The following is a 21,733-nucleotide window of genomic DNA, read 5'->3' on the forward strand; positions in this document are numbered from 1 at the left end:
TGAAAATTAATTTTAGAAAGATTTTCTATGATCCTTGTCAAGGTTCCAAACTTATCACAAGGATCAATGGATGTCTGTTTCAGTTTATAAAAAATTAAGGTTCAATACTGGTTGTAATTCCTTGGTTCCAATACTTAGCTTCCGGCATATAATAGAGGTAAACATTACTTGATTTTCCTGTATACGTTCCTGCAAATTCCACTTTGAGATCAAGATTAATAGTCTTTGTTTCCTCTGCATTGAAATGTTCCCAGTATAAAACCAGATAGTTGTCAAAAATCTCATAGTAAGAAACCTGTTTTTTGTCCACCATATCTTTCAGCAAGGCATTTTGCAGCGTCAATCCTGCCGGGATACCAATTTTTGCTATGGTCATTGGCAGCTCATCGTTTATTTTGTTTTTTACGGTAATGGTCATTCTCTTGGTCTCCCCTATTTTTGACGTTCCGGATTTTAATCTGGTCTCCATGGTAAGTGGAATATCCTTGCTTTCCGGAGCTTGCAGCGTGTAATATTGATATTCCAGCTTATAAGGAAGTCCTTTTTGTGATAGATAATGAATATTGATATCATTTTCCCCTGTTTTATATGCTGATGACAGACTTATATTAGGATAAGTATTCGCTTTGTTAATCTTAATAACCGGTTTTTCAGTTCCATACAATTTCTCATTTTTAGAGAAAAAATCAGATAATGCCTGGATTGCCAGTGTTGTGGCCTGTGTAGAGCCGAATCCGAAATAACCATTCAAACCAATAAGCTGATCAGCTGCTTCAGCAATTTTCAACTGGTTGAGTTTCTCATCTTTCTGAAGCGCCATAATATATAATGAAAGTGTCTCCGCATCCGCAGACATTCCCCATGAACCAGTAAAAGTAACTTCAGATTTTACCTTCTTTGTTTCATATTGTTTGTCCAGAATTTTTATCATATCATCATATTCTTTTTGTTTCCCAAGATATGCTGCTGCATTAGCAAGTAAAGCCAATTGATAAGAATCTTTTGTAGCCAAAGCTCTTTTCAGCATTACCTGAAAGGAATCTTCAATTTCATTTTTAAACCCAAGTTTGGACAGAGCATATACAACATACATATTTCTCGACCAGGAAAATTCAGAAAAGTCTTTTTTGGATTCATAGGGTTTTCTTACTTCGAATAATCCGTTTGCATTCTTTTTTGACAAAATAAAAGAGGAAAGTTCCTTGATGAGCTTAGCATCCGGATTCACGTACTTCTTTAATTCCATAAATTCCAATAACGCAAATGCTGAAAGGGCGACATCTGATTCTGCGGAGCTGAAATATCCGAAACCTCCGTCCTTATTTTTATAACTCAGCAGCTTCTGGAAGCCTTTTTTCAGATTTTTTATCACCAGATTTTCAGTTGCGATGTTTATTTTTTTACTTGATTTTAAATAGTCAAGAATAAAAATGTTAGGATATACTGTTGAGGAAAGCTGTTCAAAACATCCATGAGGTTCTTTTTTCAGTTGTTCTATGTCTCCAAACATCTTCAGAGCTGTATTTTCAAATACATAATAGGATGAATACAGGCTTCCATTAATATACTCCGGAATATTGATTTTGAGATCTTCTGTTTTACTATTAATGATGGAAAACTGATGGAGAAATCCTTTTTCTTCTACTTTAAACGGAAGAATCATCGTTTCTCTGAACTCTCCTGATCTCACCGAAAACTGAATATCAGAATTCACAATCTCATCAGTCTGTATTTTTACAAATAATCTTCCTGATTCTAGGGGTTTCAGGGTAATCAGACTATCAGAGCTGATGAGTTTTACATGGTTGGGAACAATGACATCCATGGTCATTTTGCGGGTTTCTGGAGAATTATTTTTAACTACCACAGGAATTGTCATTTGATCTGTTCTCGTCAGGTACTGAGGAATTTTAGTATCTATCGAAATCAGGCTCTGGGCAGCATACGTCGTTTCATCTCTTCCCAAAAGTCCTGATGCAGAAATTCCTTCTGTTATAATTCTGAAAGTGGAATTCGCATCCGAATTATAAAACTCCACTCTGGCCTTCCCATTTTTATCCGTTTCTACTACCGGATTCCAGTAAAGCGCTTCTCTATAGTCAAAACGGTAAGAGGTATTGGTTGTTTTATATTCGGGATAAACAAATTCTCTTGCTCCGGCATATGAAATAAGCTTTCCATAGGGCACAGTTTGTATGGCGAGGTAAGATTTCGGGGTAATATCAATACTTATTTCTGATTTTCTATTTTTAGCTGAGTTGACGATCACCACTCCATTCACAGCTCTGCTTCCGTAAATAGCGGTAGCAGCAGCATCTTTCAAAACGGTAATACTGTTGATATCATTTGGATTAATCGTCGTATTAAAATTTTCGACAGGAATACCATCCACAATGAATAAAGGGTTTTTATTGGTAATGGAGGCCGTTCCTCTGATATTGATCTGCTCTCCTGCTCCCGGCTGCCCGGCACTTGTTACCATTAATCCCGCAACTTTTCCACTCAACAAAGAAGTTACGCTGGCATTCTGCATCTCCATAGAAGATGTTATTGTTGTAGAAGCCACTGCTGCTTTATCATTCTTTACACTGTAGCCCACAACAACTACTTCTTCAATACTTGTATTCTTTCTGATTGTATCAGTTTTTGATCTTCGTGATTGATTTAACTGAGTGGTATTGTTTTTATTTTCTGTTTTTATTTCTTCTTTTCTTTCAGCTTCCTTTACAATTTCTTCTACGTCTATGTTGGTAAGTTTCTGTTTTACTAAAGGATTAATATCCAGATTGTAAGACAGAATTTTGATTTTCAGCTGATGTTTAGGCTGAAAGGACTTTGCAATAATTTTATAAGAATTATTTGCATTTAAATCCGAAAAATAGAACTTTCCATTTTCTGCAACGGCCTGCTTCAGAATCATTTTATTATAGATATCCAAAAGAAAAACATCTGCTTTCACCGGTTTTTTGTTTTCATCTTCTACCACGCCATAGATTGTGTTTTTCTTTTCAGGAAGGTATTTGTATTTATTGGTCTTCAGAATTTCCGGAATAGGTTCAAAATATCGGTAACCGTTTGTCAGCATCACAAGATCTAAGCTTTTATCTGCTTTTTCTTCTTTTTTATCGAAATAAAACTGAGGCCTTTCAATTTTCCCTTTGAGCTCAGAATCCATCAAAAGCCAGGAAATAATATGATTCTGTCTGTCGTCAGCATAGGTCCATAGTTTATCATCTACTACGCTTACTCCAAGATTAGCAGGAACAGGTTTGTTATTCTCATCCGTGGTTTCAATGTCCAGAACCACCTTTTCTCTTGGCAGATAATGCTGCTTTACAGGGGTAACTTTTATATTCAGATGGTTTACTTTATTAGTAAAAACAATCCTTTCTGCAAGCGGCATATTATTTTCCAGAATGGTAAACCTACAGATTCCTGTGGGGAAATTCTTTTCTGCAGTTTCCAAAGAATTCATTCCTTTTTTCAGCGAAATGATTTTGCTGTAAACGTCTTTTCCGCGGAAACTTCCCAACAGGGTAATTGTTTTTTCCTGGGTAGAAAATATCGTAAAATTCAGGTTTTTATTTTCATTCCGAATATTTAAAACCAGTCCTTCATTTTTTGCCACCGGGAGATCAAAAGTCTGGGTAATATTTTCCGGCTTTACAACTTTTGCATAGTAATTTTCTCCATTTTTCGGGGTAAAAAGAAAGCTTCCCATTCCAAAATTATAGGCTGAAATTTCTTTTATTTTTTCATGATTCTGATTGTAAACAGCCAAGACAGCATCTACAGGCTTTTCAAACTCATCCAGAATTTTAAAGGCGATATTCTGTTCTATTCCATTGATAAAAGTTCCGCCTTCCGGTAAGAATTTCACATCCAGATTATTCAGAACAATAGGAATATTTCTGGAGATAGATTCTGTAAATCCATCAAAATTCACTTTGATATTCAAAAGAGCATCAGAGGATTTCAAAACTTCAGGAAGCTTAAAGGTCAACAGTTTTTTACCTTCTTTATCGGTAATGAGTTTTCCTTCTGAAATAGTTTCTCCGTTGTGCATTATGGTATAATCAGCTTCATAAAAAGGAATCGGAAGATTGCTAAGACTTCTCATTGAAAAATCTGCACTTACCTCATCTCCCGGGCCATATCCTTTTTTAGGAAAATCAAGCTTCATTAAAATTCTTGGTGATACAATTTTCTGGAGGGTAATTTCTTTTTCGAAGGTATTTTTTCCTTCTTCATTCTGCATCCAGTTGGTAAAAGCTCTGATTTTATAGATCCCCCCCTTCATGTCTTCAGCAAAATAGAAGTCTCCCTGGGCATATCCATTGGTAATTTCGTATTTCAATTTTCTCACAACACTTCCTGCAGGATCTGTTATTTCGAAATTTACGACCCTGCTTTCTTCGACCGGTAAATTATTGTTTCCTTTTACAACATATATTTTAAAATACATTTGCTCCCCAGGTTTATAAAAAACATGATTGGTCTGAATGTAGGTCTTTTCTTTTTCAAAATCCTGAAATGGTTGCTGTCCTTTCACAGAAAAGGCTGAAAACAATAAGCACAGCAGGATGATATAGGTGGATATAAACTTGAGATTCATGAGTTAAAATTTAAGTGAAACAATACAGCCAAATGTTTTAAAAGAGGGAAGATTAAAAAAATCCAGTCCTCTTCCATTATTCATATCGTAGAAGTTCTGATTAGGATCTGCGCCTTTATTAGCCTGCCAAAGCATGATATTATTTACATAAAAAGTCAGTCTGAGAGCCTGTTTATTATGGTTAATCGGGAAATCTGAGGAAAGGGATATAGTATTGATTCTTATATAATCTGCTTTTTGAACATAATTTTCAGCCACCCCTAAATAACCGTACCTCGACCATCTGTTTTCCATAACATCCTTGTTGGGATCATAGAAATCCACAGGAATCTGGTTGACAGTTCCATTGGCCTGTACGCCTTCAAAAATATAATTTTTGATATTCCTTTCTTCTCCCGAGCCATAAGAACGTCCGTAATAATCAAGGACAGCCTGGGTTCCGTTCCAAAGATGCCCTCCTTTTTTCCATTCCCAATTGATATCTAAAGACCAGTTTTTATAGGCAAAACTGTGGTTGAATTTCATCACAAAATCCGGTGTAGGATCTGCAATAATTTTCATTCCGTCTGCTTTTTTAGGAAATCCAAACTCATCAATGACCAATTGTCCGGCTGCATTTCTTTCAAAGTAACTGCCCATCACAGCACCCAAAGCCTGACCTTCCGATAGTGTTTTATAAATGTCTTTAAATCCCGAAACGGCAAGGTTCTGATATCCGGGAGCCGTGCGGTCTACAATATCTTTGTATTTAAAGAATGAAACTTTATTGGTGATATACAAATCATATCCAAGCTGCAACTTTTCGTAAGCAAAATTGAATTCATATCCGCTGTAGGTATGATCTGCTACATTCTTTAACCTCAGCTGATTGTTTTCAAAGACAGGAAATATATCGTCAGTATTCTTTTTATTAAAATATTCTCCATCTACACTTATTTTATACCCAAGATTCAGCCTGGCTCCAATTTTCCATTCCTGTGTATTAATATTAGATAAACCCCGGAAGCTTTCTACTTCCTGCACCGGAAAGTATTGATTGTAATTCTCTGCTTTCAGCAAAGTAGTAGAATACGAAGCATAGGATCTTGTAATTTCCGGCTCGGAGCTTAATTGTGTGTAGCTTCCCAATAATTTAAAATTGTAATTATACCAATTGAAGATGCCATTGAACTTCAAATAAAAGTTAGCTTTTGGAAGCCAATAATTATTTTTAAGTGAAGTATTGGAAATATAAAATGAATTCCCAAGATTAAAACCTGCTTCAAAATCATAATCGCGGATGTTCATATTATAATTAAAAATATGATCCTGTGAAGTTCTCTGATAGAAATATTTTTGATAAGTCAGGCTGTTATAAATGTCGGATTTTTTATCATTTAAAATAAAATTCAGGCTGAAAGTATTTCTAAAGTCATAATCTCCCAATGAATAAGAGCCCTGTATATTGGAATGATAAGAGCTGTTGTTTTGAATCCTTTCATTCGATACACCGCTGATGAAACCATAAGTAGAAGGTTTATATTGATCCTGATTCCAGATCGTAATACTTTCATAGGACTGAGTAATATTCCATTTAAATTGATCCCAGTCTTTCGCTACGTTGAGACTAAACTGTCTGTCCCGATTCTTATAGCGGTATTTGCTATCCTGTGCAAAAAGGAATGAAGGATTGTCTGCATATTTGCTGTAGCTTCTCTGTAAACCGTTATTCAGCAAAGTATTTTGTTCATTTGAAAAAGAAACCGGTGTTAACAATGAGTTTTGGTAAGCTCTGTTGAACAGGCCTGTTCTATTGGTATTCGTAGCTTTATCTTCTTCGTAATTAAAAGCCAGATTAATGTAATACCTACCCAAATCTGCATTCAGTTTTGCTTTAAGGGTATTGGTAATATCAAACTGGTCAATAAAATACATCTGATTCTTTTGCTGCCCCAGATTCAGTGCAAGACGGAGTTTTTCATTGTTACCCTGTTGTATAAAAGCATTTACATTCAACTGGTTATTATATCCTACTGTGGTTTTAAAAAGGTTATTATTATATCTTTTTGCACGCTGAAGTCCATCAATCCACGGAATCAGTTTTCCATTCTGATCGTACTCATAAGGCAATCCATTAAATCCAAGTGTAGATAGATCTGGTCCAAAACTGAACATTTCATCCGTTTCAGGACCTTTCCAAGCAAGATTTCCATTTTCAGATCTTCCCTGAACATAGTTATTTTGAGTCTCCGGAACAGCATTCCTGCTTTTAATATCAAAAGACGTGGTAAAGCTTCCGTTAAAAAGCAAAGTTGTCTTATTGATCCTTTTTAAAACATAAACACTATCATTCTTCTGCTTTAATTTTCTTATTTTATCAAAATAAGAATGTGATCTTTTACTGAGATGGGTTTTAGTTTTTTCAATACTGAAATCGTCTTTAATCTCCTTTGAAACAAGACTGTCATAGGCTTTACTGTAAATATTATCTACACTTTTATTTCCTGTCTGATTTTCCAGAATCGTTTTTAATTCCCTGAGTTCATAAGAAGAAATAACATGGGTATTTTTCCCTTGGTTCCATACAAGGGTATCATAAGGCTTGGCAGCGATGATGGCAAACCCTTTCTCATCAGTCAGTTCATAGATACCGCTGTTCTTATTATAAACCTTTAAAAAATTCTGTTCTTTATCCTTAGATGTTAAAAATTTTCCGGAATAGTACAATTGTGAATTTTGTGCCTGTAACAAAGTAATCGTAAATGGCAGCAACAGCAAATAATTCTTTTTCATCAGTTATTAGTATGCTTAAAAATATAAAAAAAGAAATTTCCCCGGAAATTTCTTTTTTTAAGACAGTTAATTTTTAATGACCTTAAATGTTTCCCATTGATCATTAGTATGAATACGGACAAGATAAATCCCTTGAGGATAAGAAGTTAAATCAATTGTATTTTTACCTTCCGGAAGTTTTTCTTTTCTCATAATAATCTTTCCGGCAAGATCATACACAAACAGTTCTTCAATTGGTTTTCTTGTTTTAATCTGCAGCTGACCTTTTGTAGGATTTGGAAATAGCACAGTTTTAATATCAATCTGACTGTCAATTTCTTTTTCCATTTTTTTGTTGATGTTATCATTTGAAATTCCTGCGCTGCATTCTGGCAAAACAGCTCTCTGAAGGATTAATCTTAATAATAAATCATTCAGTTTTTCAACTTCATAAGAATCTATGGTAGGTTTAATATGGCTGTTTCCTATTCCACTGTCATCTGTAAGGAACGTATAGGTTCCATTGGTGAGTAAAGCAAATGTACGCATCAGATATTCTGTTTGTTTATCGGTATCACTGGCTGCCAATGGTATAATGGTAATCCCTTTCTTTGTCGCAGTCTTTATTGTTCTGTATAAATCCTTTATATTCTGCTCCGAATGGTGTGGAGGAGCATCCAGAATTAAAAACATAATTTTCGTTGAATTTTCATCACTCCACTTCAGCTCATCAACAGAAACTTCCAATGCTTCAACAACCGCTTCCGGTGTATCTCCGCCACCCCCAGCGTTCTGTTTTTTAATAAACCCAACAAGATCTTCTGCATTATCAGAAAAGTCAAATTTTCGGGTCACATATTCATCTCCCTGATCTCTGTAAAAAACTGATCCATATCTTACCGTTGTATTTTTAAGCTGTCCTTCAATCTTTTTCAATACATCCAAAAGTTCAGACTGGAGATAAGAAATTTCATCCCCCATAGAACCTGTAGCATCAACTACAAAAGCAAGATCCAATACACGCTTTTGCAGACAGTGTTTATCAAGAATAATCAGGTTTTGTCCATTTTTAAAGGTTCTGAGATTACTACTGATGATCTGCCCTGAACCATCAGATAAATAATATTTCTCTGAGTCAGGTTTCTCATCAGTCATCGGTGATATCCATAATTCCACATTGCCCAGATTATCTGAAACGGCTTCCCAGATAATATTTTTCTTATCATCCAATAGTTTTATTTTCTCCCCTATTACCGGTTTTCTGTCTTTATTGACCAACTGAACTGAAATCCTTTTATCAGGAAAGAATTTCCATGTATTTTTATATTGATCCAGTGTAGGAACTGCAATATCTTTCCAATAATCCCACTTAGAAAAATCGTTAACTTCTCCTGCTGTGAGCTGGCCTGCTTTGGGAAGTTCTTTTTCAGGTTCTTCAGCTTCTTTTAGTATTTTCTCAGCATTGTCTGAAGATAACTTTTTGAGTTTTTTTATTTCATCGTTAGATAAACCTTTTGTGGTCATTATAACAACTCCGTTATTAGCTTTGCTTCCATACAGGGCAGTAGCTTCAAGCCCTTTCAGTACTTTTAATTCTTTTATTTTTTTTGGATCCAGAGTATTTAAAAATCCAGATTCTCTGCCTAAAACAACTCCATCAACAATATATAAAGGAGCCGTCGAGCGACCATCTATACTTCTTGAACCCCTTATTAATATTGCATCATGCTTTTTAATTCCGGTTGACACTTCTAACCCGGCAACTCTTCCAGCCAGTGAAGAAACGGCAGCCGGAGCATGCACAGGAATTTTATCTGTAGAAGCAATCATAACTGTTGAAGATGCTGTAACGGACTCATAACTCTTTTTAATCCCATACGCCGTGACAACAACTTCATCAATTTCTTGTGTTTTTAAGGTATCACTGTATATCTGAGGCAGAGATGCTGTTACTGTCTCAGAAGCTTCCAATGGTGGTATATTACAGATAGGATGAGATTTATAAGGATCTATTCCTGCAAATGATGAAGATTTAAGTTCTGTGGGAAGAGGTACTGTTACAGGCAATTCTTCTTTTCTGATATTCTCCTTGATGGTCCTGTCTATCTTTGCAATATCTGTTTTATTAATCGGGCCACCTGAGCTTGTATTCTCTGCAATTACAGGCTGTAAAGGTTCTGCAGTCTCTTTTTTATTCATAAAGTAAAAAGCCCCAAGACCAATCATCAAACTTGCTGCAATACCATAGGGCAGCCAAAGAGGAATGATTTTTTTATCTTCTTTTTTATCTAATTTCTCTTCAATCTTATCCCATACTTTCTCAAAACCAGGAAAAACAGCTGGCTCTTCTGAAAGTCTGGAAGCTTCATTGAATTGTTGATCTATATGATTATTTTCCATTGTTGTAAAAGTTTAAATGTTTTGATTCACTAGAAGTTCCTGCAGCTTTTTTCGTGCAAAATTGAGCTGGGATTTTGATGTTCCTTCGCTGATGGAAAGCATGGTGGCTATTTCCTTATGAGGATATCCTTCAATAGCAAAAAGATTAAAGATAGCTCTGCAGCCTTCCGGGAGAAAATTCAGTAAGCTCAGAATATCTTTTTCCAAGGAAAGGTTTTCCGTTGTTCCTTCAGAATGATCGGTGAAATTTTCTTCCAGGGAAATAAACAGTCCTTTGCTGGATCTTAGTTTCTGCAGGCATTCATTTACCGCAATTTTTCTTGCCCATGCTTCAAAGGTATCGGCATTCTGAAGCTGGGTGATTTTCGTGAAGATTTTGTAGAATGTATCGGCCAATACTTCTTCGATATCTTCATCGTTTTTCAAATAGCGCTTGCAGACTGAGTAAAGCCTGCCCGCCATTTTCTCGTAAACTATCCGCTGGGCATTGCGGTTGTTACGCTGGCATTCCAATAATAATTCTTGTTCCATAGTCAGGAGTTATACTATTATAGATGCAGAAACATTTGTGAGGGTTGGAAACATGATCAACATTTTTAAGCAAAGGGGCAAATGAGCTGATATGCCTATATTATTTCACCCTTTTTGTAATTTTTTTAATTTCAAATTTAACTTTTCCATCTGTAACAAATCTCTATTATCAACGACTTTTAATATAAATAATCTTTTTATAGTAATGAAAAATGCCAAAATTGCATCATTACTTTTTGTTTTGTCTGCAGGAAGTATGATGTTTGCCCAAGATGACTTAATCAACAAGTTAAAAAACAACCAATCACAAAATGCTAATTTTCAGTTCACAACGTTAAAAGACGTGGGTGCAACTTCTGTAAAGAACCAGGGTTCATCAGGAACTTGCTGGAGCTACTCCGGAAACTCTTTCCTTGAATCTGAAATGCAGAGAATGGGCAAAAAACCTGTAGATCTTGCTGAAATCTTTACTGCAAGAAATTCTTACCACGATAAAGCAAAATTATATGTTTTGAATAATGGCGCTATCAGCTGGGGTGACGGAGGAGAACTTCACGACGTAATCAATATGTACAAAAAATACGGAGCAGTTCCTCAGGATGTTTACACAGGATTAAAAGCTGGACAGACTACCAATAACTTTAAGGAAATGCAAGGCAAACTGAAACCAGTTCTTGACAGCCTTGTTCAGGCTTCTTCAAAAGGAAAACTGACAGATAACTGGATGGATTCTGTAGATGCTATTCTTGATGAATATTTAGGCAAAGTACCTTCTAACTTCACATATGAAGGGAAAAACTACACTCCGAAAACATTTGCTAAAGAAGTAGTAGGAATCAACCCTGAAGATTATGTGGAATTATCTTCTTATAAAGATTATCCATATTTTCAGAAATTTGTAGTTCCGATTCCTGATAACTGGAGCCACGATTCTGATTGGAATGTTCCGATGAAAGATCTTACTGCAATTATTGATAACGCTGTAAATAAAGGATATTCTGTAGGTTGGGCAACGGATGTTTCTGAGCCTTATTTCTCTTACAAAAACGGGGTAGCATACGTTCCGGACATGGATCTTGACCAGATTACTGCAGAGAACAAGCAGACTTTGTTTACAGAGCCTAAAAAAGATAAAACCATCACTGAAGACATGCGTCAGAAAGCACTTAACAACCTTTCTACAACGGATGACCATGGGATGCACATCGTAGGTTTGGCTAAAGATCAAACGGGTAAAGAATATTATATGGTGAAAAACTCATGGGGAGTAACCAATGACTTTGCCGGATATCTGTATGTAACAAGACCTTATGTTGAATATAAATCAACAGCAATACTTGTTCACAAAAATGCAATTCCCAAAAGCATCTTAAAGCAATTGAAACCAACTAAGAATATTGGTTTATAAGATAAAGAAATCATTTCTGCCATTTAATTAAAAGGTAGTTTTAGATATTTAAATCTGTTAAAACCCGCTTCTGGAAATTCCGGAAGCGGGTTTATTTTTAGAATATGTTATTTGAAAGAATATATTCCCATTTTTGCGCAAAATATTGTTTGATTTACAAAAAATATTATATTTGTATAAATCAACAAACTAATTAACATGAAAAATCTAAAGAAATTAACAAAATCGACATTAAAGAACATCATTGGAGGAAATGCTCCACAATGCGAAGGCGATACTGTTGCATGCCGACATAAAGCTGAAAATGGTGTTCCTGCCTATTGGTCATGTGAACCCGCTGCAACAGGATGCAGATTCTTATAAAATGAATTTAAGCTTTTAGAAAAGAAGCAAATAAAAACCCGATTTCAGAAATTCTGAAATCGGGTTCTTTAATAAATAGGTGAAAATTAAATATAAAATAAAGTGAATTACGCTAATTTATGACCATATTGAATCGTCAATTCCTCTTCCCAAGTGAATAAATTATGCTGTTAAAAAACCACTGCGAAACAAATTCACAATTCATTATTGATATTAAAATAAAACGCCCATACTTTCTGCTGAAAAATCAAGAAGGGCTTCCGTATTACCATCTTTGATCTTCTGTACCCACTGGTGATCCTGCAAAATAGCTCTTCCTACTGCAACAAGATCAAATTCCTCATTATCAAGTCTTCTGATTAGTTCTGTAAGATCTCTTTTTTCTGTTCCCTGCCCTGCAAAAGCATTAAGGAAATCTCCGTTCAAGCCTACAGAACCTACGGTAATAGTTGGCTGCCCGGTAATTTTTTTTGCCCATCCTGCAAAGTTTAAGTCAGAACCTTCAAATTCCGGTTCCCAGAAACGACGCTGTGAACAATGGAAAATATCTACTCCAGCTTCTTTTAATGGTAATAACCACTCTTCCATTTCATTAGGAGTAAATGCCAGTCTGGTTTTATAATCTTGTTGTTTCCATTGTGAAAGGCGGATAATAATGGTAAAATCCTCTCCCACTGCTGCTCTGATCGCTTTTACTACTTCTACAGCAAATCTGCTTCTTTCTTTCAATGTTTTACCGCCATATTCATCGGTTCTGGTATTGGTTACTTCCCAGAAAAACTGGTCGATAAGGTATCCGTGTGCACCATGAATTTCAATACAGTCGAAACCAAGGTCTTTTGCTGATTTTGCAGATGCTGCAAACTGCGCAATGGTATCCTGAATATCTTCAATAGTCATTGTTGAAGCCTTTTCCATTGGAACCAACGGATAGTCCTCAGACATTCTCGTATCTCCTACGTGCCAGATCTGAGGTCCCATTTTACCTCCATTCTGATGTACAGTATCAATAACATTTTTCCAGCCGTTTAAAGCTTCTGTACCATAGAAATCAGGAATATTCTGCATATTTTTTGATCCCGGTCTGTTGATCACAGTTCCTTCAGAAAGAATCAATCCTACTTCTGAAGCGGCTCTTCTTCCATAATAATCTGCGATGTTCTGTGTAGGAACTCCATTGTCAGACTGTGCTCTGGTCATTGGAGCCATTACAATTCTATTTTTAAGCTGTAAATTCTTGTATTGAAACGGTTTAAATAATGATGATGTGCTCATATTTAAATTTATATTTTATAATTGTTACACAAAGTAACTAATAATAGTTCACTTTTGTATCTTTTATATAAAAAATAGTGGTAACTTCGCAGTAACTTACATTAGTAACATCAAAGTAACATATGAAACTGCAGTTTCATATGATATTAAAATAAAGATCTCTCTATGAAAAAGAATGAATTAATGCAATACAGCTGCCCTCTGGGTAAGGCAATGGCCGCTTTGGGAAGCAAATGGAAACCTATTATAGTTCTTGTTATCAAGGACAGGAAGTTACGTTTCGGGGAACTGGCAGTACGTATTAATGTTATTTCCAGAAAGGTCTTGACCGATCAGCTGAGGGAGATGGAAACTGATGGATTGGTAATCCGTGAAGAGTTTAAAGAACTTCCTCCAAGAGTGGAATATTCTCTTACAGAAAAGGGATTGGCTTTGCTCCCTATTTTATATTTACTTGAGGAGTGGGAAGCAAAATATCAGGTGAAAGGACAGCATGAAGATAAAGATTGTGCTTTTCTGAATGAAGATGTAAAAAATAAAAAGGCTGTCAATGTGTGATAGCCTTTTATCTTGGATAGCACTTTCAAAAAGGTAAGTATATCACCAAAATGTAAGTATATAGTTTCAAAACCATTTCTGATGCAAATTTGCAGAAAAAATTGCATTATGAATTACAAAGAAATTGCAAAAGAAACCATTGGAAATCTCTACAGAGCCCATAACAGCATTAGAAAATCCGGTATTGATGAAAAACTGATTGCCTTAGTGGAGCTTCGGGTATCTCAGATCAATGGCTGTGCCTATTGCTGCAGTTATCATGCTAAAGAGCTCTCTGATTTTGGCTTTGAACAAGATGTCATCAACAGACTTTCGGGCTGGAAACACACCAATGTCTTTAATGACCAACAAAAGCTTGTTTTAGAATGGGCAGAAGCTCTCACTTATGGTAAAGATGGCTGGCTGGAAATTAAAACAAAACTTGCAAAGCAATTCACAGAACGGGAGATTGTGGAGCTTACGGCAAGTATAACGCTGATGAATACTTTGAATACACTAAGAATTGCTTTGGCGGAAGAAGATTAGCAAACAAAAACCGCTCCCCAAAGGAAGCGGTTTTAAATTTATCTAAAATCCCGATTAGAATATCGCTGGATATTTCTGAGGATTTGTTTCATTAAACATTGCGTAGATTTTTTCTACCATATCGTCTGCAGACGGCTTACTGAAATAATCACCATCACTTGCATAAGCAGGTCTGTGATCATTAGCAGAAATCGTCAACGGATCTGAATCAAGATATCTGAATGCCTTTTGCTTTTCAAGAATCTGTTGCAGGATAAATCCTGTAGTTCCCCCTTGTACATCTTCGTCAATCACGACTAATCTGTTGGTTTTCTTAACACTTTCAGCAATTTCGTGAGATAAATCGAAAGGGATTAACGACTGGATATCAATTACTTCAGCAGAAATTCCTAATTTTTCCAATTCATTAGCTGCTTCCGTTACAATCCTCCATGTAGATCCATAAGTGACCAAAGTAACATCTTTTCCTTCTTTTGTTACTTCAATTTTCCCTACAGGAACAGTGAATTCGCCTAAGTTATCCGGTTGCTTTTCTTTCAATCTGTATCCGTTCAGACATTCTACGATGATCGCAGGTTCGTCAGCCTGAAGCATTGTGTTGTAGAATCCTGCTGCTTTCGTAAGGTTTCTAGGAACCAATACCAAAATACCTTTTGAAAGGTTCAGTATACCAGCCATTGGAGAACCTGAATGCCAGATTCCTTCTAATCTGTGCCCTCTCGTTCTGATAATCAACGGAGCTTTCTGGCCACCTTTGGTTCTGTAATGCACGGTTGCCAGGTCATCACTCATTCCCTGTAAACAGTAAAGAACATAGTCTAAGTATTGGATTTCAGCGATTGGTCTTAAACCTCTCATCGCCATCCCAATTCCCTGTCCAAGAATTGTTGCTTCACGGATTCCTGTATCAGCGATACGTAGAGCACCGTATTTTTCCTGCATTCCTTCCAACCCCTGGTTGACGTCACCAATGTTTCCGGTATCTTCTCCAAAGATTAAAGTTTCAGGATATTTTTCAAAAATTTTGTCAAAATTGTTTCTGATCACCACTCTTCCGTCTACATCCTCAGAGCTGTCAGAATATACAGGCTTGATTTCCTGTACGTTTTCAGCCTTCCATTCAGACTGAGAATATAAGTGAGAAGAATAGTTGTCTTTTTCAACAGCAGATACTTCATTGTATTTCTGCATCAGCTGATTTCTTTCCGCAGAATTTGTTCCTCTTGTCGCCAGTAAAGTCTGTCTTACCAAATGGAAAATATCTTTCTTAGCTTTTGAAACTAATTTGTTGAAATGAGCAATATAAGTTTCCACTTCAGCATTTTGTCCTTTAAGATTTTCTACTAAAGGTAAAATAGACTGAATAAGTTCTGAAATAGCTTTCTGATAGTTTTCCCAAGCTACTTTTTGTCCTGTTTTTGCTGCTTTTTTCGCTTCTTCATCTATCGCCTCCAATTCTTCAGCAGTAGCAATTACTTCTTCTTTTCCATCAATTTCGATAGAATAGTTCAGAATCCACTCTTTGAATTTTGCCAGTCCGTCATACTCTGCTTCCCAAGCCAGACGTTCTTCGTTTTTATATCTTTCATGAGATCCTGATGTAGAGTGTCCCTGAGGCTGAGTAACGTCTACCACGTGCACTACCACCGGTACACTTTCTGTTCTTGCAAAATGTTCTGCCTTAGCATAGGCATCTAATAATGCAGGATAATCCCAAGCTCTTACCTGGATAATCTCACATCCCTGGTTTTCTCCTTCTTTTCTCTGGAAACCACTTAGCATTTCACTGATATCAGCTTTTGCTCTCTGATTTTTCGTAGGAACTGAAATTCCATATCCGTCATCCCAGATAGAAACGATCATAGGAACCTGAAGAGCACATGCTGCATTCAGAGTTTCCCAGAAGTGTCCTTCTGCTGTAGAAGCATCCCCAATAGTACCGAAAGCAATTTCGTTACCTTCTCTTGAGAATTTTTCTGAACCATCAAATTTTACGCTTTTATAGATCGTTGAAGCCTGAGCCAATCCCAATAATCTTGGCATTTGTCCGGCTGTAGGAGAAATATCGGAAGAAATATTTTTCTGAGCTGTCAAATCTTTCCAGCTTCCGTCTTCATTTAAACTTCTTGTTGCGAAATGCCCGTTCATTTGTCTTCCTGCTGAAGCAGGCTCTCTTTCCACACTGGTATCTGCATACATCTGTGCAAAGAAACTTTCTACTGTTAAGGCATCTATTGCCAATGCAAAAGTCTGATCCCTGTAATATCCTGAACGGAAGTCTCCATTTCTGAAAACTTTCGCCATTGCAAGCTGAGGAAGTTCTTTTCCATCCCCAAAAATTCCAAATTTAGCTTTTCCAGTGAGTACTTCTCTCCTTCCGAGATAAGACATTTCACGAGAGATCCTTCCTAACCTGTAGTCTCCAAGTATTTGATTTTTAAAATCTTGAAAGGATATTTGCTGTGTTTCAATATAGGTTGTTTGCATAGCTAAGTAAAAAAGTTTTTTAATCTTCAAGTATTTTGCTAATATACACTTTTTAAATTAATTTTAATTTTTAATAATCTTTTTTAAAAATTTGATAATAAAAAAAATTGTGCTTTATTTTGAAAAAAATTGTAAAAGATGGAAAAAAAATCACCCCATATCTTGAATGCGTCCAGCAATCTTTTAGGATTTTCATTAATCATTATTACGTCACTGAAAATCTCTAAGATCAGTCAGAATACGTATTTGGACGAATTTGCGGGATTTGCCTGTATTCTTTTTGCCTGTAGCTGTTTCTTTTCATTTCTGGCGATCAGAACTCGTAATAGAAAGCGGGAATCTACGTTTGAGAACATTGCGGATTATTTATTTTTAATCGCTTTATTTTGTATAGTTCTAGCCGTTATTATTGTAACTCTGAAAATTATTTAATTTAAAAATTTCGCTCAATACCGTAATTTAGAGTAATACATAAGGGCAATCATATAAAAATTTGAGAATTCAATAAAAAGCTCTTTCTCATTTTTTACACTGAATCCATATCAGATTCTGAATATAAAAGAGAAAGTGTTCTGTATACATTTCCAGTTTCCTGAAAACATATACAAAACACTTTAGTTTTAATTATAATAAAAGATAGATTTATATCTTCTGAACAGTTACATTGGTGACATTACCACTTCCAGTAGATCCTGTTTCTGTTGAAATGATCGTAGCATTTTGATTCGGAGCTGCTGTAAAACGAATCTGGTATCCGGCTGTGGGAGCTACCACTACAGTCGTATAATTCATCAGCTCACCTACAGTTCCTGAAGCAGCAACTGCATTATAATGGCTTCCTCTTCCCAGGTAATTAGCATCCGGTACAGGTCTGATACCAATAAGCAACTGAGTATCTGCAGGCATATTGGTAAAACTTGCCTGTAACGTTACCAGATAATTTCCAGGCTGGTTAAAAGTCATCACTCCAGTTCCGGTATTATAGGAATAGAAAGGAGAAGTTGCTATTGGTGCAGCGAATAATAAAGTCGTGATCGTAGAAGAACTGATGTTCTGATTCGCTGCTAAACGCGCATGAAACAGTGAATAAGCAGTAAAGTCTATAGTCTTCAGTACTCCGGTAGCATCAGCTACAACCACCCTGTCAGTTCCTCCGACCCCGATATTTGAATTAATATTACGAATACGGGCATTTCCGGACGCTACATCTAATTTTTCAGTGGGTGAAACTGTTCCAATCCCTACTTTTGCACCTGACGTTACACTGAAATCATTATCCTGTTGAGCCACAGAAGGAATTCCTGTTGCAGGATTGTCTTTAGAGCCGTCAATATGAAAAGTTGTTTGGGGATTTTGAGTACCTATTCCCACTTGTGCGTACGTGATAAAGCTTGAGCTGATAGCACACGCTATCATCATTGTCTGAATTTTTCTCATTATTTGTTGTTTTTTCTTACGACAAATTAACAAAAATTATATGAAACATCAATGAATTGTTAACAAGCACTTTATGTGAATTATGCAAAATGCTAGTTTACAGCAATTTAATACCATAAAAATACACAGATAATCACAACTAATTGAATTATTGAAAGATAGCTCTATTTATTTCAATAAAATTTACGTACCATACGGGAATAAAAGAAAATAAATGAATAAAAAAATCAGAACGGATAAAATATTAATGTCAGAATTTTCGCTCAATAACATAATCAAGCATAATATGCAACGATTTCCTTGCTTCAGAATCCGGAAATTCATTCAGGATATCTTTTGCTTTCTGCTGAAATTCTTTCATCACTGTAATGGCATAATCCAATCCACCTGAACTTTTAACAAATTCTATAAGCTCCTTTACACGTTTGGGATTGTTATTATATCGTTTTATGGTATCGAAATAATACTTTCTATCTTTTTCAGGCGCTATTTTCAAGGTATGAATCAAAGGCAGGGTCATTTTCTGTTCTTTAATATCAATTCCTACAGGCTTACCGATGACGTTTGAACTTAAATAATCGAAAAGATCATCTTTGATCTGAAATGCCATTCCGGTAAAAGTACCGAAATCCATCATCTTCTTGGCAAGAGCTTCGTTTGCATTATTGGAAAGAACTCCTATTTCACAGCATGCAGCAATCAGAGTTGCTGTTTTCTGCCGGATAATTTCATAATAAACCTCTTCTGTGATATCCAGTTTTCTTGCTTTTTCCAGTTGCAGAAGTTCTCCTTCAGACATTTCACGGATGGTTCTGGAAATAACCCCAAGCAGATCATAATCTTTGTGATCTGTAGATAGTAAAACTGATTTTGATAAAAGGTAATCCCCCACCAAAACCGCAATTTTATTTTTCCACAATGCATTGATTGAAAAGAAATTACGACGTTTAAAACTTTCATCCACCACATCATCATGTACCAGAGTAGCGGTGTGAATCAGTTCGATCATAGAAGCACCGCGGTACGTTTTTTCCGTCACCTCACCCACCAGTTTGGCACAAAGAAAGACAAACATAGGACGCATCTGCTTTCCTTTGGTGGTAACAATAAAACGGGTTACTTTATCCAATAAAGCTACTTTACTCTGCATTGACTCATAAAACTTCTGTTCAAAAAGTTTCATTTCATCATTGATCGGTCGTTTAATCTCTTCTACAATGTTTGCCACAATCTGCGATACTGGGTGAATAATTATTAATTCTCACAAAGATAATTTTTTTCGCTCAATTTTAAGACAAATTAATCTTTGAGTTGTTCTTTCGGGATAAAATAAAATGAAGGTTTTGTAGTTCCCAACGGAGATCTGAACTTTTCCCCTGAAATATAAATTCCCGTTTCATCTGCACTTATTCCCTCAATCTGTGCTAATGAAAGCGCAGTCCCGAGGTAATAGTGCTTTGGTTTTTCTTTAAAAAATATTCCGGGTTCTGTTTCTGTAAAAATATCTAAAAAGACTTCTGTTTTCTTTGTATATCCTATCAAATAAAGCTTTTTATCAAAATAAGAGGCATCTGTAACTACAAAACCTGTTTTATAGGTTTCTATTTTTTTTGCTTTTTGCAGTTCTGAGAGTTCAGGATCTACAATATAGTGCGAGGTTGCTTTTGAAGTCCATCCTTTGGTAAATAGGTGCAATTTTCCATTCAGATAAATCATAGCTTCTGCATCGAAATCGTTCTTTGTGTTTTTAGCAATAAATTCGGTCTGTTCAGGATAATAAAACAAAATTTTCGTTCCATCTAAGGCCCTTTCCGAACCTGGAATTTTAATGGCATTAGACTCATCGAGACGTTCGTATGGAACTTTGTAAATCGTCAGATCCTTTCTTGTTCCGGTATTGTTTCCGAAATCCCCGATATAAAAATTTTCTCCGTCATTGGCTAACGCTTCCCAATCTGTATTGATTAAGTTGGTTTTCAGTATCCTGATAATTTCGCCACTTTTTTTATCCAATTCAAAAAGTTCGGCAGGATTTCCACTGTCATTGAATGTATACAATCTTCCGTTTAAAATATTCAGTCCTGAAGTTTCCTGAATTTTATCATCCAGGTAGTTTATTCTGTATTTTTTTATTTTCAGAAAATTAGTCCGCTGGGAAAATGCAGATTGGCCAACGAAAAGAGCAACAATCAGAAGGAGTTTTTTCATAAGACAAAAATAAGGTTTTATTGTGAGTTAGAGAGTTGGAGGGTTTGCATGTGATGCGAGATACGGGTATCGGGATGTGGGATGCGGGTTTGAGAGGAGAGTGTGGATTCCTGCGGAATATAAATACTGTATAGCCTTTGAAAAATGTCAATTCTAAAAATAGAAAAACGGACTAAAATAGCCCGTTTTTCACTTAGATTTCTATTGATTTTAAATCAAAAGTTAAGCAGTTTTCTGCTCTTTCTGATTTTGCTGTTGTTCTTTCTTTTGTGCCTGTCTTGCAAAATACTCTTTCTGGTACTGCCTTACGGTTTTTCCTGTTCCGTCATGTCTCCATCCCGGAGAATTAAAGATATAATTGATTCTATCTGTAAATTTTAGTCCTGGCTGCTTAAGATCTTTCCAGATTTTTCTCCATTCATAAAATAATACCGTATCCGGTCTGTTATCCGGCATTTTTGGATAGATTCCATATTTCACGGGTACATTCGGATCTTCTTTTTGGAAGGTTCCAAATATTTTATCCCAGATAATGAGACACATTCCCATATTTTTATCCAGGTATTTTACGTTACAAGCATGGTGTACACGGTGATGAGAAGGCGTTACCAGAATATATTCCAGAAATCCCATACTCTTCACAGTCTGCGTATGCACCCATGTCCCATACACTTGTCCGATGGCGTATGCCACCATGATGTGCCAGGGATTGAATCCTAAAAATGCAAGCGGTGAAAAATACAAATATCTGTAAAGCGGCTGTAATACAGGGCTTCTGAATCCTGTTGTCAGATTAAAATATTCTGAACTGTGATGCGTAATATGTACTGCCCAGAATGCTCTGGAACGGTGGTCCACATAATGCAGCACATAATAGGCAAAGTCTGTGATGATAAAACATGCCAGCAAGTACCATACGCTAAGGTCCCAAGAGAAAAGCCTGTGATGGTAAAAGAAGAACATTACGCCCATGGCAAATGCCTTCATGATAAGGTCAAGACCAAAGTTCATCAATGCAAGATAAACATTGGTGGCAAGATCTTTTCCACTATATAACTTAGCTTCTGAAACGTGGCTGTAAATCATTTCAGCTAAAATAACAGTGGCATGCAATGGGATTGCCCATGCATACACATTTTCCAGCCCGTCCTCGCTCATAAGAAAATCCATCATCA

Annotated in this window: 14 protein-coding genes; 4 read left to right on the top strand and 10 right to left on the bottom strand. The window is 36.1% G+C overall.

The features are described from left to right. Positions 1–94: 94 nt before the first annotated feature. From PZ898_RS07500 to PZ898_RS07515, 4 genes are all read right to left on the bottom strand, one after another. A complete protein-coding gene (locus tag PZ898_RS07500; RefSeq protein WP_277695203.1) occupies positions 95–4,615 on the bottom strand; it encodes a TonB-dependent receptor plug domain-containing protein in 4,521 nt (1,506 codons plus the stop codon). A 3-nt stretch (positions 4,616–4,618) separates the two neighbouring features. Next, on the bottom strand, positions 4,619–7,387 hold the full coding sequence (locus PZ898_RS07505) for a hypothetical protein (protein ID WP_277695204.1): 2,769 nt from the start codon (positions 7,385–7,387) through the stop codon (positions 4,619–4,621). Between the two features lie 66 nt (positions 7,388–7,453). Next, positions 7,454–9,766 carry a T9SS type A sorting domain-containing protein gene (locus tag PZ898_RS07510; protein WP_277695205.1) on the bottom strand — a complete coding sequence of 771 codons (2,313 nt, stop codon included), beginning with the start codon at positions 9,764–9,766 and terminating at the stop codon, positions 7,454–7,456. A gap of 12 nt (positions 9,767–9,778) precedes the next feature. Next, complete coding sequence (locus PZ898_RS07515; RefSeq protein WP_123279649.1) at positions 9,779–10,297, bottom strand: RNA polymerase sigma factor; 519 nt, start codon at positions 10,295–10,297, stop codon at positions 9,779–9,781. Between the two features lie 205 nt (positions 10,298–10,502). Between PZ898_RS07515 and PZ898_RS07520 the strand changes: the two genes are divergently transcribed. Then, positions 10,503–11,705, top strand: coding sequence for a C1 family peptidase (locus PZ898_RS07520; RefSeq protein WP_120231761.1), 1,203 nt, complete (start codon positions 10,503–10,505; stop codon positions 11,703–11,705). 198 nt (positions 11,706–11,903) lie between these two features. After that, complete coding sequence (locus tag PZ898_RS07525; protein ID WP_157885757.1) at positions 11,904–12,068, top strand: hypothetical protein; 165 nt, start codon at positions 11,904–11,906, stop codon at positions 12,066–12,068. A gap of 213 nt (positions 12,069–12,281) precedes the next feature. On the opposite strand, the gene PZ898_RS07530 is transcribed toward PZ898_RS07525, so the two are convergent. Continuing rightward, positions 12,282–13,343: an NADH:flavin oxidoreductase gene (locus PZ898_RS07530; RefSeq protein WP_062672031.1), complete on the bottom strand. Its 1,062-nt coding sequence runs from the start codon at positions 13,341–13,343 to the stop codon at positions 12,282–12,284. Between the two features lie 165 nt (positions 13,344–13,508). On the opposite strand from PZ898_RS07530, the gene PZ898_RS07535 reads away from it, so the two are divergent. Beyond that, positions 13,509–13,901 carry a helix-turn-helix domain-containing protein gene (locus PZ898_RS07535; RefSeq protein ID WP_047388122.1) on the top strand — a complete coding sequence of 131 codons (393 nt, stop codon included), beginning with the start codon at positions 13,509–13,511 and terminating at the stop codon, positions 13,899–13,901. Positions 13,902–14,009: 108 nt separating this feature from the next. Next, on the top strand, positions 14,010–14,426 hold the full coding sequence (locus tag PZ898_RS07540; RefSeq protein WP_277695206.1) for a carboxymuconolactone decarboxylase family protein: 417 nt from the start codon (positions 14,010–14,012) through the stop codon (positions 14,424–14,426). A gap of 54 nt (positions 14,427–14,480) precedes the next feature. On the opposite strand, the gene PZ898_RS07545 is transcribed toward PZ898_RS07540, so the two are convergent. The 5 genes from PZ898_RS07545 to PZ898_RS07565 form a co-directional block, all read right to left on the bottom strand. After that, positions 14,481–16,913 (bottom strand): thiamine pyrophosphate-dependent enzyme, encoded by a 2,433-nt coding sequence (locus tag PZ898_RS07545; protein WP_120231772.1) that lies wholly within the window; start codon positions 16,911–16,913, stop codon positions 14,481–14,483. Between the two features lie 642 nt (positions 16,914–17,555). Then, the gene (locus tag PZ898_RS07550; RefSeq protein WP_277695207.1) at positions 17,556–18,350 is read right to left on the bottom strand and encodes a hypothetical protein; all 795 of its coding nucleotides are present in this window, start codon (positions 18,348–18,350) and stop codon (positions 17,556–17,558) included. 250 nt (positions 18,351–18,600) lie between these two features. Then, positions 18,601–19,578, bottom strand: a complete 978-nt coding sequence (locus PZ898_RS07555) for a polyprenyl synthetase family protein (protein WP_277695208.1) — start codon at positions 19,576–19,578, stop codon at positions 18,601–18,603. Between the two features lie 71 nt (positions 19,579–19,649). Beyond that, a complete protein-coding gene (locus tag PZ898_RS07560) occupies positions 19,650–20,558 on the bottom strand; it encodes a hypothetical protein (RefSeq protein WP_216444240.1) in 909 nt (302 codons plus the stop codon). Positions 20,559–20,780: 222 nt separating this feature from the next. Beyond that, the gene (locus tag PZ898_RS07565; RefSeq protein ID WP_062672048.1) at positions 20,781–21,731 is read right to left on the bottom strand and encodes a sterol desaturase family protein; all 951 of its coding nucleotides are present in this window, start codon (positions 21,729–21,731) and stop codon (positions 20,781–20,783) included. Positions 21,732–21,733: the final 2 nt, after the last annotated feature.

This window comes from Chryseobacterium sp. WX (assembly GCF_029542485.1).
Taxonomy (GTDB): Bacteria; Bacteroidota; Bacteroidia; order Flavobacteriales; family Weeksellaceae; genus Chryseobacterium; species Chryseobacterium cucumeris.

Bases quoted from the DNA above. Each gene is read 5' to 3' on its own strand.
- PZ898_RS07560 (WP_216444240.1), bottom strand. From the start codon at position 20,558: ATGAAAAAACTCCTTCTGATTGTTGCTCTTTTCGTTGGCCAATCTGCA.
- PZ898_RS07520 (WP_120231761.1), top strand. From the start codon at position 10,503: ATGAAAAATGCCAAAATTGCATCATTACTTTTTGTTTTGTCTGCAGGA.
- PZ898_RS07515 (WP_123279649.1), bottom strand. From the start codon at position 10,297: ATGGAACAAGAATTATTATTGGAATGCCAGCGTAACAACCGCAATGCC.
- PZ898_RS07535 (WP_047388122.1), top strand. From the start codon at position 13,509: ATGAAAAAGAATGAATTAATGCAATACAGCTGCCCTCTGGGTAAGGCA.
- PZ898_RS07500 (WP_277695203.1), bottom strand. From the start codon at position 4,615: ATGAATCTCAAGTTTATATCCACCTATATCATCCTGCTGTGCTTATTG.
- PZ898_RS07565 (WP_062672048.1), bottom strand. From the start codon at position 21,731: ATGATGGATTTTCTTATGAGCGAGGACGGGCTGGAAAATGTGTATGCA.
- PZ898_RS07505 (WP_277695204.1), bottom strand. From the start codon at position 7,387: ATGAAAAAGAATTATTTGCTGTTGCTGCCATTTACGATTACTTTGTTA.
- PZ898_RS07525 (WP_157885757.1), top strand. From the start codon at position 11,904: ATGAAAAATCTAAAGAAATTAACAAAATCGACATTAAAGAACATCATT.
- PZ898_RS07530 (WP_062672031.1), bottom strand. From the start codon at position 13,343: ATGAGCACATCATCATTATTTAAACCGTTTCAATACAAGAATTTACAG.
- PZ898_RS07510 (WP_277695205.1), bottom strand. From the start codon at position 9,766: ATGGAAAATAATCATATAGATCAACAATTCAATGAAGCTTCCAGACTT.
- PZ898_RS07540 (WP_277695206.1), top strand. From the start codon at position 14,010: ATGAATTACAAAGAAATTGCAAAAGAAACCATTGGAAATCTCTACAGA.
- PZ898_RS07545 (WP_120231772.1), bottom strand. From the start codon at position 16,913: ATGCAAACAACCTATATTGAAACACAGCAAATATCCTTTCAAGATTTT.
- PZ898_RS07550 (WP_277695207.1), bottom strand. From the start codon at position 18,350: ATGAGAAAAATTCAGACAATGATGATAGCGTGTGCTATCAGCTCAAGC.